Raw genomic sequence first — 13,703 nt, forward strand, 5'->3', positions numbered from 1 at the left:
TGATTTTTACCTGCTAGGCCAATATGGGATTTTTCCTGAATGTCATTTAATTGTAATCTTTTCCTCGTTGTGAGGATTAAATTCTAGTGTTATGATAATCTTAAGAAAAACTAAAGGAGACCATCATGAAACTTAAACCTTACTTAAAAGTAACCCTATTTTCTAGTGCCTTACTTTTTTCTAGCCTACTAGTTGACCAGGTAAAGGCTGAGGAGGCTCCTGGACAAAGTCAAACTCAGCCAGCTAGTCAGAATGTATCCGCTACGGATAGCGATTCAGCTAAGAAGACTGAAAATGAGTCGACACCAACAACACCCGCCGACACTAGCCAAGAAAATGTGAGCAGTGAAACAGGGCTAGCAGATAAAGGCTCTGAGAAAGATGATACTAAGCCTAATTCAGAATCTGATGCTGCTGGTGAAAAGAAAACAGATAGCCAACCTGAGCAATCTAAGCAAACTGACCAGCAGGTGGATGCTGGTGATAAGGAGAAAGAATCAGAAAAGCTTAACCCTAAAGAATCAGCTGAAGCTAAGGCCCTTTACCAACGTGTTGTAACTAAAGGGACGGCACCGAAAGGCGAGACAGCTCTAGCCAAAGAAAGTAGCGAAGGCATAACAGTTGACCGTGTTCATGGTGCCAACCGCTTCTCTAACGCGGTAGCTATCAGCCAAGCTGGTTGGGAAAAATCTGATTATGTTTTGATTGCTAACGGCTATATGTATGCCGATGCCTTAACAAGCGCACCTTTAGCTGCTGTTTATAATGCGCCACTACTTCTAACTAAGGATAAAACTATTGAAGATACGACCTTAGCTGAAATTGAGCGTCTACAAGCTAAACATATTATTTTACTTGGTGGAACTAAGTCTATCCATGAAGATATTTCTAAAGTTTTAGAATACCAGGGATATGCTGTGCGGCGGATTGGCGGTAAAAACCGTTACGAGCAAGCAGCCTTAGTAGCTGAAGAAGTTATGGCAGCGACTGGTAGCCGGGATGCCTTCCTTGCAAGTGGTGAACTCTTCTCTGATGCCTTATCTATCTCTAATATTGCCGCAGCCAAGAAATTACCGATTTACTTAACTCGGGGCAACCGTTTAGAGCAAGCGGTTATTGATGCCATCCCTAAAGTAAACACTTGGACGCTTATTGGTGGTGAAAAGACCATCAGTAAGGCGGTCGAAAATCGTTTAACTAGCCTTGGTGGTCGTGTGGTTAAACGTTTTGAAGGTAAGAACCGTTATGAAGTTAACCGTAATATTACAGATTGGTATTATAACGATCGTTTGAGCCATTTCTATGTTGTTTCAGGTGAGCTCTATTCAGATGGTCTGCCGGCAGCTATGTTAGCAGCTAAAAAAGGATCAGCCTTACTATTAGTTAAAAATAACCAGGGAACTTTAAAAGAACAAACAGATTTTTCTGTGGGTAAACGTAAGATTAAGAAGTATACAATTATTGGTGGTGCGACAACTGTTTCGCCAGAAACAGAGGTTACCTTAAATACACCTAAGGCCATTTTTTCACCTAAGAAAAAAGAAGTTAATACTATGAACCAGGCTGCTGAGTTATTAACTTATATTATGATTGCTGGTCATGGTGATGGCGACCCAGGTGCTACTGGTCGGATTGCTAAGGGTGAAAACCGTTATATGAAAGAAAATCTTTTCCCAGCCATGCGTAAATATTTGCCAGCTGGAGTGAATGTTGTCTGGGTAGAAAATCAAAACGTTTATGCCCGTGATACCTTGTTGCCGCTTGTAAAAGAGCACGGTGGTGCTGATAAAACAGAAGTGATTGAATGGCATTATGACTGGGCAAATAATCCTAGTCGAAGTGGTGGTCATGTCATTATTAGTGGTCGGTCAAATGCTGACCAATTGGACTTAGCTATCCGCGATGCAATTCAAAAGAATGTTGGTCTGGATCACTCTTATAACTTCAAAGGCCATAGTGGTATCTCAGGTCGTAATGATCTACGTAATCCTAACCGCGCTCAAAGTGGCGATGTTAACTATCGTTTAGTGGAGCTCGGTTTTGGTTCGAGTCCGGCAGATGCCAATCATATGGTAAATAATGTTAACCAATATGCTAAAGATTTAGTCAAAGCAATTTTTGGTAAAACTAAATAATCTAATAGCAGGTAAAACTAATTTTTTTAAATCCTAACCCTAATCGGGTTAGGATTTTTTGCTTACTTTTAGAAAACTTTAGAAATACTTGATATAAAATTAGCTTCTTGTAACTCAGCTAACACATTGTTACAGAAGATGTAATAATAGTATGTTTTTGTTTACTTTTTGTAAATTGGGCGCAACCTCAGCAAATATTGCCTATGGTATAGTTTATAAGTAAATTTCAAGACAAGTTTTTTGGGGGAAATATGTTTATTAATCAATTATCAACAAGTACTAAAGTTCGTTATCTAGCCCTAGCTAGCTCATTTGTTTTATCAGCCTTTATGGGCCAAGTTGTCCAAGCTGATGAAGCGACTAGTTCTAGCTACCAATCAGTAGCTGATCAAGTCAATAACCCTGCTATTGAAATGGCGCAAGACCAAGCTGTGACGAATCAATTAGCAGCTGAGTCTAGTAATCAGACAAATATTGAACATCAAGCTATCAACCAAAATCAAGAGCAAGTAGAAACAAATAGCCAGGTTGAGCTTGAACAGCCAGCTACAGATATTCAACCAGTAAATAATGTTGTGCCACAAGCCACGCAAAAACGTATACAAGGCACAAGTGAGGCCCCTCAAGTTGACCGCATCCAAGGTGCTAATCGCTTCGATAATGCGGTTGAAATGAGCCAGGCCGGCTGGGTAGAGTCGGAACGTGTTTTACTAGCCAATGGCTATCAATATGCAGATGCATTAACTGGCGCACCATTAGCTGACGTATATAATGCACCGCTGTTACTAACAAAGGCTGACTCGATTTCAGATAATACAATCAATGAAATTAAACGCTTAAAGGCCCAAGAAGTTATTGTGCTAGGTGGTCAGGCTAGTATCTCTAAAGCAGTCACTGATAGCCTAGTAGCTAATGGTATTAATTTCCGTCGCATTGGTGGACGCAATCGCTACGAACAGGCTAGTCTAGTTGCCAAAGAAATTGCTAAGGTTAATGGCACAGCCAAGGAAGCCTTCTTAGTTTCTGGTACTGCTTTTGCTGATGCCCTATCAGTTTCTACGATTGCAGCGCAAAAACAAATGCCTATTTTATTAACACGGCCTAATCAACTCGACCAACACACAGTAGAGGCAGCCACAGGTATCAATAAATTTGTTATTGTTGGTGGCCAAGCAACTATCTCGGATGCGGTCAGCAACCAATTAAAAGCTCTGGGTAAAACGGTAAAGCGTATTGATGGTAATAACCGGTACGCGGTTAATCGTAACGCCTTAACAAAATATGGCGTCTCGCCACAGCATAGCTATGTTACTTCAGGTGAAGGTTTCTCAGATGCTCTACCGGCTGCTGTTTTAGCGGCACGGACCGGCAGCAATCTACTCTTAGTGAAAAATGATAATCTTGGTAACTTAAAAGAACAGTTAAAATATATTGTTAATGAAAAAGGTGTTAAGAGCTATACGTTATTAGGTGGAGAGAAGAGCTTATCTAAGCAAACTCTGCAAGCTTTCCAGGCACCGCAAAAAACAATAGCTTATCAACCACCAGTAGTAACTAAGCGAGAGACTATAGTCAACGAGGCTCATAAGTATATTGGTACCCCTTATGTATGGGGTGGCAGAACTCCTAGTGGTTTTGATTGCTCTGGGTTTACCCAATATGTTTACCGTCAAGTCACTGGTAAAGACATTGGTAGCTGGACAGGTGCTCAGCAAAATGCAGGCCCGCGCATCAGTGTTGGAGCAGCCAAGCCAGGTGATCTTCTTTTCTGGGGTGGCTATGGATCAACTTATCACGTGGCAATTTCTCTAGGCAATGGTCGCTATATTCACTCACCACAACCTGGATATACGGTAACCACTGCTAGTATCAGTCCATATTTTAATCCTAGTTTTGCTCTCGATATGTCAAACTGGGTTTAGAAAACATTGCAATAAAAAACAAGCGGATAGCCCTCGTTTGAGAGCTATCCGCTTGTTTGTATATATTTATTTTATTCCAGACCATTAGCAGCTTCTAGTGCATCAATTCTTGATTCTAAATCACTAATTCGCTGGTTAATATCCTGGTTTTGAATAGTTTGAGAGCTAGGTAGACTCTCTTGATTATTTCCAGGGAAGTAAATGGTGACTAACCAAATACTCAAGAAAATAATAATTAATGCCATCAGTACATAAATCCAATTCAGGCGGGGTGAACCTTTTTCCAGGGTCTCAATTGTTTCATCTACCTGGGCAGGTATTTCAATATTAACATTTTCAAAGTGATAACGTTTTTTACGCATAAGACACCTCACTTTACTTGATTAGAAGGCCCATTCTCCTTGTCGGAAAATAGGGACTCGGTTACCATCTTGGTCAATGGCGTCAATATCCATATCAGGGCTACCAATCATAAAATCAACGTGAACATGGCTGCGGTTGATACCACGGTCGATTAACTCTTGGTCAGTCATTTTCTCACCGCCCACAATATTGGTTGGATAGGCAGCACCAATTGCAATATGATTAGAGGCATTTTCATCAAAGAGGGTCGTGTAATAGGTCAAGTTACTTTGGGAAATTGGTGATGAATGAGGGACTAAGGCCACTTCACCTAAACCGCGACCGCCTTGGTTATTGTTAACTAAGTCTTGGATAATATCTTGGCCGGTATCCGCAGTAATTTCAGTAATTTGTCCAGCCTTAAAGTGGGCCTTAATGCCGGTTATCATTGCACCCGCATAAGATAGCGGTTTGGTAGAAGTCACGTAACCTTCAATATTGCGCGTATCAGGAGCGGTGAAGACCTCCTCTGTTGGCATATTAGCAATAAAGGGCTGACCAGCGGGGTTGAAGCTTTCTGCACAGGTCCAAATATGTTGATCAGGTAGACCAATAGTAAGGTTAGTTCCTGGTGCTTGATAGTGGAGGGCTTTAAATTGTTGGTCATTCAGATACTTGGCTTTGGCTTCTAGGTTGCGGCAGTGGCTATCCCAGGCTGCAATAGGATTCTCTTGATCGATTCGACAAGTTTTAAAGATAGCTTGCCACAGGGCAGCGACACAGGCCTCCTCATCGTCTGCCAATTCAGGAAAAACATGCTTAGCCCAAGCATAATCTGCTGCGGCAGCAACTGTCCATTTAACTTGATCTTTCATGGTTGCTTCTCGTCTAACCTTTAGGGCCTGACCGCGCTCACTTTGGACTTGAGAAATTTTATCACTAGAAATGCCGTTTAGATTGTCTGGGTCTCCTGACACAATTGACAAACGAGAAATTTTTTTGTTGAGAATGAGATCTTCTTCACGGGCAATGGTGTAATCAGGGACATGGGCCAGCTCAGGGCTATCCACATGTTCATAGTCTAGTCGTTGTAGATGGTCATCGGTCCAGGTAAAGTAAACCCGACTTGCACCAGCCTGATAAGCATAATCAGCTAAAAGGCGGGCCAGAGGAGCCTGGTTAATGGCGATATAGACCATCACGTGGTCTCCCTTTTTAACATTGATGCCTTTTTCAATTAAAAGGCGGGCATATTTAGCTAGGTTATGGTTAAAATCAGACATTTACTCGCCTCCCTGTAGTTCTAAAACTTTGGCTTGACATTGTTGTGCTAAGTTCTCCAAGGCTTCTATATCTTCTGCTTCTGGATTTAGGTCAACTAAAACAGATGGTCCTGCTTGAGTAGCCCCTTGCTCTAAAAAGCGTGCCTCAAAATCAAGCACTGACTGGCAGAATTTCTCGTAAAAATGGTCACCTGATCCCATAGTTGCAAAAATTTTTCCGCCCAGATCTAATTCGGCTAAATCTTCATACAGGTCAACAATTTCATCAGGTAAATCAGCATCAGTGCCATAAGTATAAGTAGCCACGGCACAAATATCATAATCGAGAAAGTCTTCACCGTATACCGAACTACATTCTTCCATTTCAGTTTCAATGCCTAAATTTTCTAGGGCTTCAGTAAAAACATCGGCAATTTCTTCAGTATTTCCGGTTAAACTTGCAAATACGACTAAGGCTTTCATAGGGTCCCTTCTTTCTATCCTTTTGATGTCTAGTATAGCAAAAAAAATAGCCACTTACGATTAAAGTAAGTGGCTGGTGTGATTATTTAAGACTGTAGGGCAACTTGAGATCGTATTCGGCTTGATCAACATCAGATAGCAGCTGATAGAGATAAGCGCTCAAAAGGTCGATGACCACTTTACAATCGATAAAACGTCCTTGTAATAGAAGACGGTTAAAATCCTTGAAATAAAGGTAGAGAGGAGTAGTTAGCTCCTTGAAAGCTTGATTGTCCTGGTTTGCTAACACATGTTGGCAGATAGTCATCAGGCTATTTTGGCAAGATTTTTTCATGAAATCATTAGCAGCTAGAGATAGGGCAAGCTGGCTGACATGGTCTACAGCTGTGATAAAATCGGACATGTTTTCTTGGACATAGGCTTGGTCTAATTTATCGAGCTCATGATTTAGTCGGTCAGTGATTTGCCAGGTCTTGCTGGCATGTTTTTCCATATGGTCCAGTATGCGATAGGCTAATACTTGGAAAAATCGCAACTCTAAGCCGAGATGGCTGTCCTGTTTATCCACGCCCTTAACAAAATAGCCTCGGTAGGGAATATCTTGGACAGTCCCTTCGTCAGCTAGGACGCGTAAGGCTGATCGGACTGGACTGCGGCTGACATCTAAGTGGTCGGAAAGGCTAGACTCGACAATATGATAGCCATCAGACCATTCTCCCCCAAGAACTTGACGTCTAATGTATAGGTAGGCAACCTGTTCTAGTTTTTGTACTTTTCCCATAAAACCCCTCTTTCAGTTACTATACAATTATAGCAATTCTATAAGAAAAGCCTAACTATGTGTTAGAAAAAAAGGTTTTTATAAACAATTCTTAAACTATCGGTCAAAAAAGTAAATTTGCTATTAATAGTATGGTTGAGATAAAATTAACAAAGAAGATTACACTAGAAAGGGATTATTATGATTACGATTAAAACACAAAGAGAAATTGAAGGCATGGAAAAGGCTGGTCAGTTACTAGCTAGTATTCATGAAGAATTAAGAGATTTTATTAAACCTGGCATTACCACTTGGGATATCGACCAATTTGTTGAAAAAAGAACTAAAGAACTGGGAGCCATTCCTGAGCAAATTGGTTATGAAGGATACCAATTTGCAACCTGTACCTCAGTTAATGATGAAATTTGCCATGGTTTCCCCGAAAAAAATCGCGTGCTTAAGGATGGCGATTTGGTAGGGGTAGATACTGTAATTTCTTTAGATGGTTTTTTTGCTGATTCTTGCTGGTCATATGCCGTTGGAGAGGTTAGTGAAGAAGTTAAAGATTTGATGGCTGTAACTAAAGAGTGTTTATATTTAGGTATCGAACAAGCTAAGGTTGGCAACCGAATTGGTGATATTGGTCATGCCATCCAAAGCTATGCTGAGTCTAAAGGGTATTCAGTGGTGAGAGATTTTGTTGGACATGGTATCCAACCGACGATGCATGAGGATCCGGCAGTCCCTCATTATGGTAAACCAGGACGGGGCCAGCGTCTACGAGAAGGTATGACGATTACGATTGAACCGATGATTAATACGGGAGATTGGAAGATGCAAATGGACAATAATGGGTGGACGGCCAGAACGATTGATGGGGGCTTGTCTTGCCAATATGAACACACATTAGCAATAACTAAAGAGGGTCCCCGTATTTTTACTAAGCAAAAAGGCGAATAAACTTTGCTGTTAAGGTTTAAAAAGGGTGATTATGGTATAATTTGCTAAAAATAAACTGAGGAGCAGGTCATGAAGAAAAACGAGCAAGCGGACGCCTATCAAAACCAAAATGATAGGGTGAGCTACCGCAAGAGACAACCACGGAAAAAAAGGCGTTGGCCCTGGGTGGTCGCTCTGATACTAGTGGTGATTGTCGGTGGGATGGCTTTCCTGTTAGGCCGCCGCTTGGTAGGCTTCACCAATACAATTTATAATCGGGTGGATCGCGATGATATGCGTGGTTCCAAAGTAGCGCTAACTAAGGGTGAACCGGTAACTATTTTGCTAGCAGGTATTGATAACGGTGCCTTGTTTTACGAAGATGTGAAGGATGGCCGTAGCGATGTGATGATGTTAATCACCATCAATCCGGAAAAAAATCAGACCCTTATTGCTAGTATTCCGCGTGATACCTTGGGGCCCATGGGTCGTACCGATGAGTTTGATAAGCTTAATCACGCCTATATGAATTATGGGATGACTGGCACCATTAATTCTTTGCAGCGGTGGGCAGATGTGCCAATTGATCATTACGTAGAAGTAAATATGCGCGCCTTTATTGATGTCATTGATGGCATGGGGGGCTTGGAATTAACACCCACCCAGACCTTCACCCAGAATGGTGTTCATTTTACCAAGGGCCAAACGCAACGTTTTAATGGTGAACAAGTTATGCACTATGTTCGGATGCGTAAGCAAGATCCGGAGGGAGACCTGGGACGTCAAAAACGTCAACAACAAGTAGTTAGGGCGGTCATCAAGGAAATTGTATCTCTGGATACTTTGCGCCAATTAGATCGAATACTTGATACGCTTGGTCAAAATTTAAAAACTGACCTGACACGGTCAGATATGATTGCTCTCCATAATAATTATTTAGCAGCCCTGCAAAATAATGATAGCTATGTTGTTAGTGATACTCGAGATTTGAACCTTTATTTTGGTTATTATCTGTATGTTACTGAAGCACAACGCTTGGATCTATCTAATCATTTAAGAGCTTTATTAGGCCTGTCTGAAAGCCAATCAGCTATTGTCTACCCGGTTGAGTTTAATGTGCCTTTTGAATACTTTCCCGTTGAGGACTATGATTATGATGGCTACTATAGCGATACAGATATGTTGATTGCACCGGGGGTTTATAAGCAAAGCGAACTGAAGACTGAAATTCTTAACCAGTTTGGTAGCTTACCTCTTTACTTACCTGAAAGCAGTATCTTGGTACCTTTACCTAATCAAGATGTGCAAGGGTATGATGATAGCCAGGAAATTCCTAATAACCAAGCAGATATAGGTGTTGAGGAAGGTTGGTATCCTGAGGAAGTGCCTGTCTATGAATATGAGGGAGATTTTTACTAAGCGGGTTGATCGTTTTGTGGGAACAATATTTTTAATGAAGGAGTCTGATGATGCGTCGAAGTGATAAAATAAAGGGAGGCCGGGCAAAATCTAGGCGCTCCAAGTGGTGGTTACTACCTTTAGTCTTGCTTGTTATTGTCCTGGTTGGTTTGGGAAGTGTGTATTTTACGGCTCAAAAAACAGCTGACCAACTGTATGAATCTAGTAGCCAGAATCGACAAGTTTTGCGCGATAGCAATAAGGTCTTAGACAGAAAAGAACCGGTTTCTATTCTTTTACTAGGTATGGATAGTGGTGGCGGTCGAACAACCGGAGAACGTAACACTGATGTCATGATTTTAGTGACAATTAATCCAAATGACCATTCAGCTAAAATGTTGAGTATTCCTCGTGATACTTATAGCCAGACGATTGATGATAAAATTAATGCAGCGTATGCCTACGGTGGTAGCGAGGGAGCGATTAACGCAGTCCAAGACCTACTTAATATACCTGTGGACTATTACGCCCTGGTGAATATGGACGGTATGATGTCAATTATTGATGCCGTGGGCCCAATCCAGGTCTATAATAATTTTGCTTTTGCTAATGGTGGTTACCAATTCCCTGAAGGTGAGATCGAACTATCAAGTGGTGATGAGGCCTTAGAATGGGTTCGGATGCGTTATGAAGATCCAGAGGGAGATTATGGTCGTAACCGTCGGCAGAGAGAGATTTTACTGGGGATACTGCGTAAGTATGCGCGTGTTAGTTCCTTAACTGATATCAGGCCCCTTCTCGATGTCGTGACTGATAATGTCCGTACAGATATGACGCTAAATGAGATGGTTCGGGCTGGCTTAAGTTATCGGGTGCCATCAGAAGCTGTTGAGGAGATGACCTTAATAGGTCAGCCTGACCAGTCAACCGGTGTTTATTATAATATTGTTGGCCAAGATCAGCTCGATGAAGTTAGCCAAACCCTCAGAAGCCATCTAGAGCTAGATTAGGAGTTTATAATATCAGCTAGCTAAGAAAAGTGCTTACGCATCAGGATGACTTTCTAACTGGTATCACAGTCCCTTCAATTTTAATATAGTGCAGAATAGGAAATGGAGGCTAAAAAATGATTGCAGTTCTTGGTTCAATTTCAACAGATTTTGTTGTTACGACTAATCGCTTGCCGCAAAGAGGCGAGACAGTGTACGGGGAAGATTTTTCAACCCTATTTGGTGGTAAGGGGGCTAACCAGGCTGTGGCTGCTGCGCGTTTGGGCGGCCAGGTAGCCATGTTTGGTTGCGTAGGTGACGATATGTTTGCCCAAGCCTTACTTGATAACTTGGTAGCCCATCGCATTGATGTCACTAGTGTTGAAACAGTTGCTGGTCAGCCGTCTGGATCAGCCCATATTACCCTGCATGAGGGTGATAATGCGATCATTTATGTACCTGGTGCTAATCAGCACGTTGATACGGCTTATATAGACCGGGTAGCTGACAAATTGTTTAGCCATCAACTAATTGTTTTACAAAATGAGATTCCTATAGAGACGGTTAAATATGTTATCGAATTGGCTAATCAAAATGATATTGATATTGTTTATGATCCAGCACCTTCTGTGGCAATTGGAGCTGATTATCTAGCCAAGGTCACTTATTTAACACCTAATGAAACTGAATTAGCCGATTTATTTTCCCAAGGTTTAGACCAAGCTTGCCAAGACATGCCAAACCAGTTGATTGTTACTCTAGGCGGTGACGGTTTAGCTTACCATAATGGTCAAGAACTAGTTAGGATGCCAGCTTTATCTAGCAAAGTTGTGGATACGACTGGGGCTGGTGATACCTTTGCTGGTGCTTTTGCGTTAGCGCTTAGTCAGGGACAAGCACTCCATCAAGCTTTGACTTTTGCGAGTCTAGCTGCTAGTATCTCAGTAACTAAAAAGGGCGCTCAGTCTGGTATGCCAACTGAAGATGAACTAAAGGCTCATCCAAGCTATAATAATTAGAATTTTGAACGCGAAAATGGGTCCGTATCCTAGCTAGGATACGGACCCATTTGTCTATAGTATTATTTAATATTTAGTTTTTGCTTGACGGTATGAAGTGATAATCATGAAAGCTGCAAGGCCACTTGCAATAGCGAGGACCAGCCAAGAAACTTGGTAGGAATTAGCTAAATCAGCAATGGTTGCCGTAACTAGTGATCCAACCGCCATACCTAACATGGTTGCAGATTGGACCATACCATAGGCCTTAGCGTAAGAACCTGCCCTAAAGATATCAGCAGAAATCAGAGGCGGCATAATTGTACCAATGGCATTACCTAAACCGAAAGTGATGGCAGCAATATAGGCTAAAGGCAGATGGCTGGCTTGGGTCATCAGTAGGTAGGTGGCTACTAAAAGGCCAGCAGCATAGATAGTTGAGACGACGATACCAGTTTTATCATTCACTTTACCAAGTATTAATTTTCCGATAATACCGATACCTGAGTAAAGAGAAATCAATGTGGCAGCTGTACTGGGACCATGTAACTCAGTAAAGAAAGGCGGAAATTGGCCTAGACCTCCGTTATTTACAATCCCGATTAAGACACTAGCTACTAAAAGAGCAATAAAGAAAGCATTGGTCTTGACTTGGTCAAAATCTAGGCCACTTTCTGTTGCTGTATCACTGACCTTGCCGGTTTGATTGTCGCCCAGGTTAGCCCCATAAGCTTGGAGACCCATTTCTTCTGGATATGGTTTAAAAATAAATAGGCCAATAGGTAAAACGATAATTAACATAATTATTGCATAAGCCAGATAAGTCATACGCCAGCCAAAGTTACCAATTAAAAAGGTTACTAATTGACTAAAAATAATGCCACCAATACCAAGTCCTGACATAGCATAAGAAGTGGCTAGACCGCGATCTTTAACGAACCAGTGGTTAATCAAAAGGCCTACAGGAATCATAGTTGTAGCTAAGTAACCAAAACCAGCTAGGATGGACAGGGCATAGAAAACCCAAATATTGGGGGCAAAAGCGTATCCAGCTAATCCTAAAATATAGCAGATTAATCCCATACAAAAACTTTGCTTAAAATGACCACTAGCCATTTTTTGTGACATCGATGGGGAAAAAATGACACTGATAATAAGAATTAATAAATTTGAGATAGCAAATTGGCCATTAGAAACCCCAAACTCACTGGTTACTGGTCCTTGGAAAATATTAGCCACAGCTACAGCAGCAGGGCCAGTGATGGCTAGGACGATGGCTGAAGCAATTACAATCCACCAACCATAAAAAACTTTGTTTTTTTTCACATTATTCCTCCTAAAAATATAGTGTCTTTTTATCATATCAAATTTCCTGAAAAGAGGTTAAGAATTATGATTATTTTACTGGACTTTTTCTATTATGGTAAAATAGGCTAAAGATCTGAAAGGAGTGCTAGCATATGGCGATTTTAGTAACGGGAGGGACCGGTTTTATCGGATCTCACACCAGTATAGAACTGATAAAAGCTGGTTACGATGTAGTTATTGTCGATGACTACTCTAATAGTAAGCCCCTAGTTTTAGACCGAATAGAGGAAATTTCTGGTGTCCGGCCAACCTTTTACCAACTTAATGTGCTAGACCGAGAAGCCTTGCGCCAGGTTTTTCGTAATGAGGAGATTGAGGCGGTTATCCATTTTGCTGCCTTTAAGGCAGTGGGTGAATCGGTTGAAAAGCCGCTAGCCTATTATCACAATAACCTAGGTGGCTTAGTGGCTGTTTTAGAAGTTATGGCTGAATTTGATGTGAAGAAGATCGTATTCTCCTCTTCAGCCACCGTTTATGGCATGGATAATCAGTCACCTTTAACTGAAGATTTACCTACCTCTGCAATCAATCCTTATGGCTACACCAAGGTAATGAATGAGCAAATTTTACGCGACCTTTATCACGCCCATCCTGAATGGTCTGTCATGGTCTTACGCTACTTTAATCCAATCGGTGCCCATCCATCTGGCTTAATCGGAGAAGATCCTCAGGGTATTCCCAATAATATTATGCCATACATTACCCAGGTAGCTATTGGCAAACTTGACCATTTAAATGTTTTTGGTGATGATTATGACACGCCAGATGGTACCGGTGTCCGCGACTATATTCATGTCGTTGACCTAGCTAAGGGCCATGTGGATGCTATTGGCTATGCCCTAAAAAATAAAGGTTTAGAGGTTGTCAATCTCGGCACCGGGGAAGGTTATTCTGTGTTAGATCTCGTAACCAATTTTGAAGCTGCTAACGATGTTGAGATTCCATATGAAATCACTAACCGCCGTCCCGGTGATGTGGCCACTTGCTACGCTGATGCTAGTTATGCCAAAGAATTGATGGGTTGGCAAGCTGAACATAATTTAGCGGATATGTGTCGAGATGCCTGGAATTGGCAAAAAAATAATCCCAATGGCTTCAATTAATAGG

At 41.5% G+C, this 13,703-nt stretch carries 12 protein-coding genes; 7 read left to right on the forward strand and 5 right to left on the reverse strand.

Annotated elements, in window-relative coordinates:
• Positions 1 to 125: 125 nt before the first annotated feature.
• Positions 126 to 2,135 (forward strand): cell wall-binding repeat-containing protein, encoded by a 2,010-nt coding sequence (locus AWM75_RS05880; RefSeq protein WP_067979548.1) that lies wholly within the window; start codon positions 126 to 128, stop codon positions 2,133 to 2,135.
• Between the two features lie 251 nt (positions 2,136 to 2,386).
• Entirely contained in the window at positions 2,387 to 4,057 is a 1,671-nt protein-coding gene (locus AWM75_RS05885; RefSeq protein WP_067979549.1) for a cell wall-binding repeat-containing protein, read from the forward strand.
• Positions 4,058 to 4,128: 71 nt separating this feature from the next.
• On the opposite strand, the gene AWM75_RS05890 is transcribed toward AWM75_RS05885, so the two are convergent.
• The 4 genes from AWM75_RS05890 to AWM75_RS05905 all read right to left on the reverse strand — a co-directional run bounded on the left by AWM75_RS05890 (position 4,129) and on the right by AWM75_RS05905 (position 6,925).
• A complete protein-coding gene (locus AWM75_RS05890) occupies positions 4,129 to 4,419 on the reverse strand; it encodes a hypothetical protein (RefSeq protein WP_067979552.1) in 291 nt (96 codons plus the stop codon).
• 21 nt (positions 4,420 to 4,440) lie between these two features.
• Positions 4,441 to 5,682, reverse strand: coding sequence for an aminopeptidase (locus AWM75_RS05895; RefSeq protein WP_067979555.1), 1,242 nt, complete (start codon positions 5,680 to 5,682; stop codon positions 4,441 to 4,443).
• Complete coding sequence (locus tag AWM75_RS05900; protein WP_067979561.1) at positions 5,683 to 6,144, reverse strand: flavodoxin; 462 nt, start codon at positions 6,142 to 6,144, stop codon at positions 5,683 to 5,685.
• Positions 6,145 to 6,226: 82 nt separating this feature from the next.
• On the reverse strand, positions 6,227 to 6,925 hold the full coding sequence (locus AWM75_RS05905) for a GntR family transcriptional regulator (RefSeq protein WP_067979564.1): 699 nt from the start codon (positions 6,923 to 6,925) through the stop codon (positions 6,227 to 6,229).
• A 180-nt stretch (positions 6,926 to 7,105) separates the two neighbouring features.
• Between AWM75_RS05905 and map the strand changes: the two genes are divergently transcribed.
• The 4 genes from map to rbsK all read left to right on the forward strand — a co-directional run bounded on the left by map (position 7,106) and on the right by rbsK (position 11,249).
• On the forward strand, positions 7,106 to 7,864 hold the full coding sequence (gene map, locus AWM75_RS05910; RefSeq protein ID WP_067979580.1) for a type I methionyl aminopeptidase: 759 nt from the start codon (positions 7,106 to 7,108) through the stop codon (positions 7,862 to 7,864).
• A 69-nt stretch (positions 7,865 to 7,933) separates the two neighbouring features.
• The gene (locus AWM75_RS05915) at positions 7,934 to 9,262 is read left to right on the forward strand and encodes an LCP family glycopolymer transferase (RefSeq protein WP_067979583.1); all 1,329 of its coding nucleotides are present in this window, start codon (positions 7,934 to 7,936) and stop codon (positions 9,260 to 9,262) included.
• A gap of 50 nt (positions 9,263 to 9,312) precedes the next feature.
• The gene (locus tag AWM75_RS05920) at positions 9,313 to 10,251 is read left to right on the forward strand and encodes an LCP family glycopolymer transferase (RefSeq protein ID WP_067979584.1); all 939 of its coding nucleotides are present in this window, start codon (positions 9,313 to 9,315) and stop codon (positions 10,249 to 10,251) included.
• A gap of 116 nt (positions 10,252 to 10,367) precedes the next feature.
• The gene (gene rbsK, locus AWM75_RS05925; RefSeq protein WP_067979587.1) at positions 10,368 to 11,249 is read left to right on the forward strand and encodes a ribokinase; all 882 of its coding nucleotides are present in this window, start codon (positions 10,368 to 10,370) and stop codon (positions 11,247 to 11,249) included.
• A 66-nt stretch (positions 11,250 to 11,315) separates the two neighbouring features.
• Here rbsK and AWM75_RS05930 read toward each other — a convergent pair whose 3' ends face one another.
• Positions 11,316 to 12,554, reverse strand: coding sequence for an MFS transporter (locus AWM75_RS05930; RefSeq protein WP_067979590.1), 1,239 nt, complete (start codon positions 12,552 to 12,554; stop codon positions 11,316 to 11,318).
• A 134-nt stretch (positions 12,555 to 12,688) separates the two neighbouring features.
• Here AWM75_RS05930 and galE point away from each other — a divergent pair, with 134 nt between their 5' ends.
• Positions 12,689 to 13,699: a UDP-glucose 4-epimerase GalE gene (galE, locus tag AWM75_RS05935; RefSeq protein ID WP_067979592.1), complete on the forward strand. Its 1,011-nt coding sequence runs from the start codon at positions 12,689 to 12,691 to the stop codon at positions 13,697 to 13,699.
• Positions 13,700 to 13,703: the final 4 nt, after the last annotated feature.

The organism is Aerococcus urinaehominis, assembly GCF_001543245.1.
Classification (GTDB): domain Bacteria; phylum Bacillota; class Bacilli; order Lactobacillales; family Aerococcaceae; genus Aerococcus; species Aerococcus urinaehominis.

Bases quoted from the DNA above. Each gene is read 5' to 3' on its own strand.
- AWM75_RS05885 (WP_067979549.1), top strand. From the start codon at position 2,387: ATGTTTATTAATCAATTATCAACAAGTACTAAAGTTCGTTATCTAGCC.
- AWM75_RS05895 (WP_067979555.1), bottom strand. From the start codon at position 5,682: ATGTCTGATTTTAACCATAACCTAGCTAAATATGCCCGCCTTTTAATT.
- AWM75_RS05920 (WP_067979584.1), top strand. From the start codon at position 9,313: ATGCGTCGAAGTGATAAAATAAAGGGAGGCCGGGCAAAATCTAGGCGC.
- galE (WP_067979592.1), top strand. From the start codon at position 12,689: ATGGCGATTTTAGTAACGGGAGGGACCGGTTTTATCGGATCTCACACC.
- AWM75_RS05915 (WP_067979583.1), top strand. From the start codon at position 7,934: ATGAAGAAAAACGAGCAAGCGGACGCCTATCAAAACCAAAATGATAGG.
- AWM75_RS05890 (WP_067979552.1), bottom strand. From the start codon at position 4,419: ATGCGTAAAAAACGTTATCACTTTGAAAATGTTAATATTGAAATACCT.
- AWM75_RS05900 (WP_067979561.1), bottom strand. From the start codon at position 6,144: ATGAAAGCCTTAGTCGTATTTGCAAGTTTAACCGGAAATACTGAAGAA.
- rbsK (WP_067979587.1), top strand. From the start codon at position 10,368: ATGATTGCAGTTCTTGGTTCAATTTCAACAGATTTTGTTGTTACGACT.
- AWM75_RS05905 (WP_067979564.1), bottom strand. From the start codon at position 6,925: ATGGGAAAAGTACAAAAACTAGAACAGGTTGCCTACCTATACATTAGA.
- map (WP_067979580.1), top strand. From the start codon at position 7,106: ATGATTACGATTAAAACACAAAGAGAAATTGAAGGCATGGAAAAGGCT.
- AWM75_RS05880 (WP_067979548.1), top strand. From the start codon at position 126: ATGAAACTTAAACCTTACTTAAAAGTAACCCTATTTTCTAGTGCCTTA.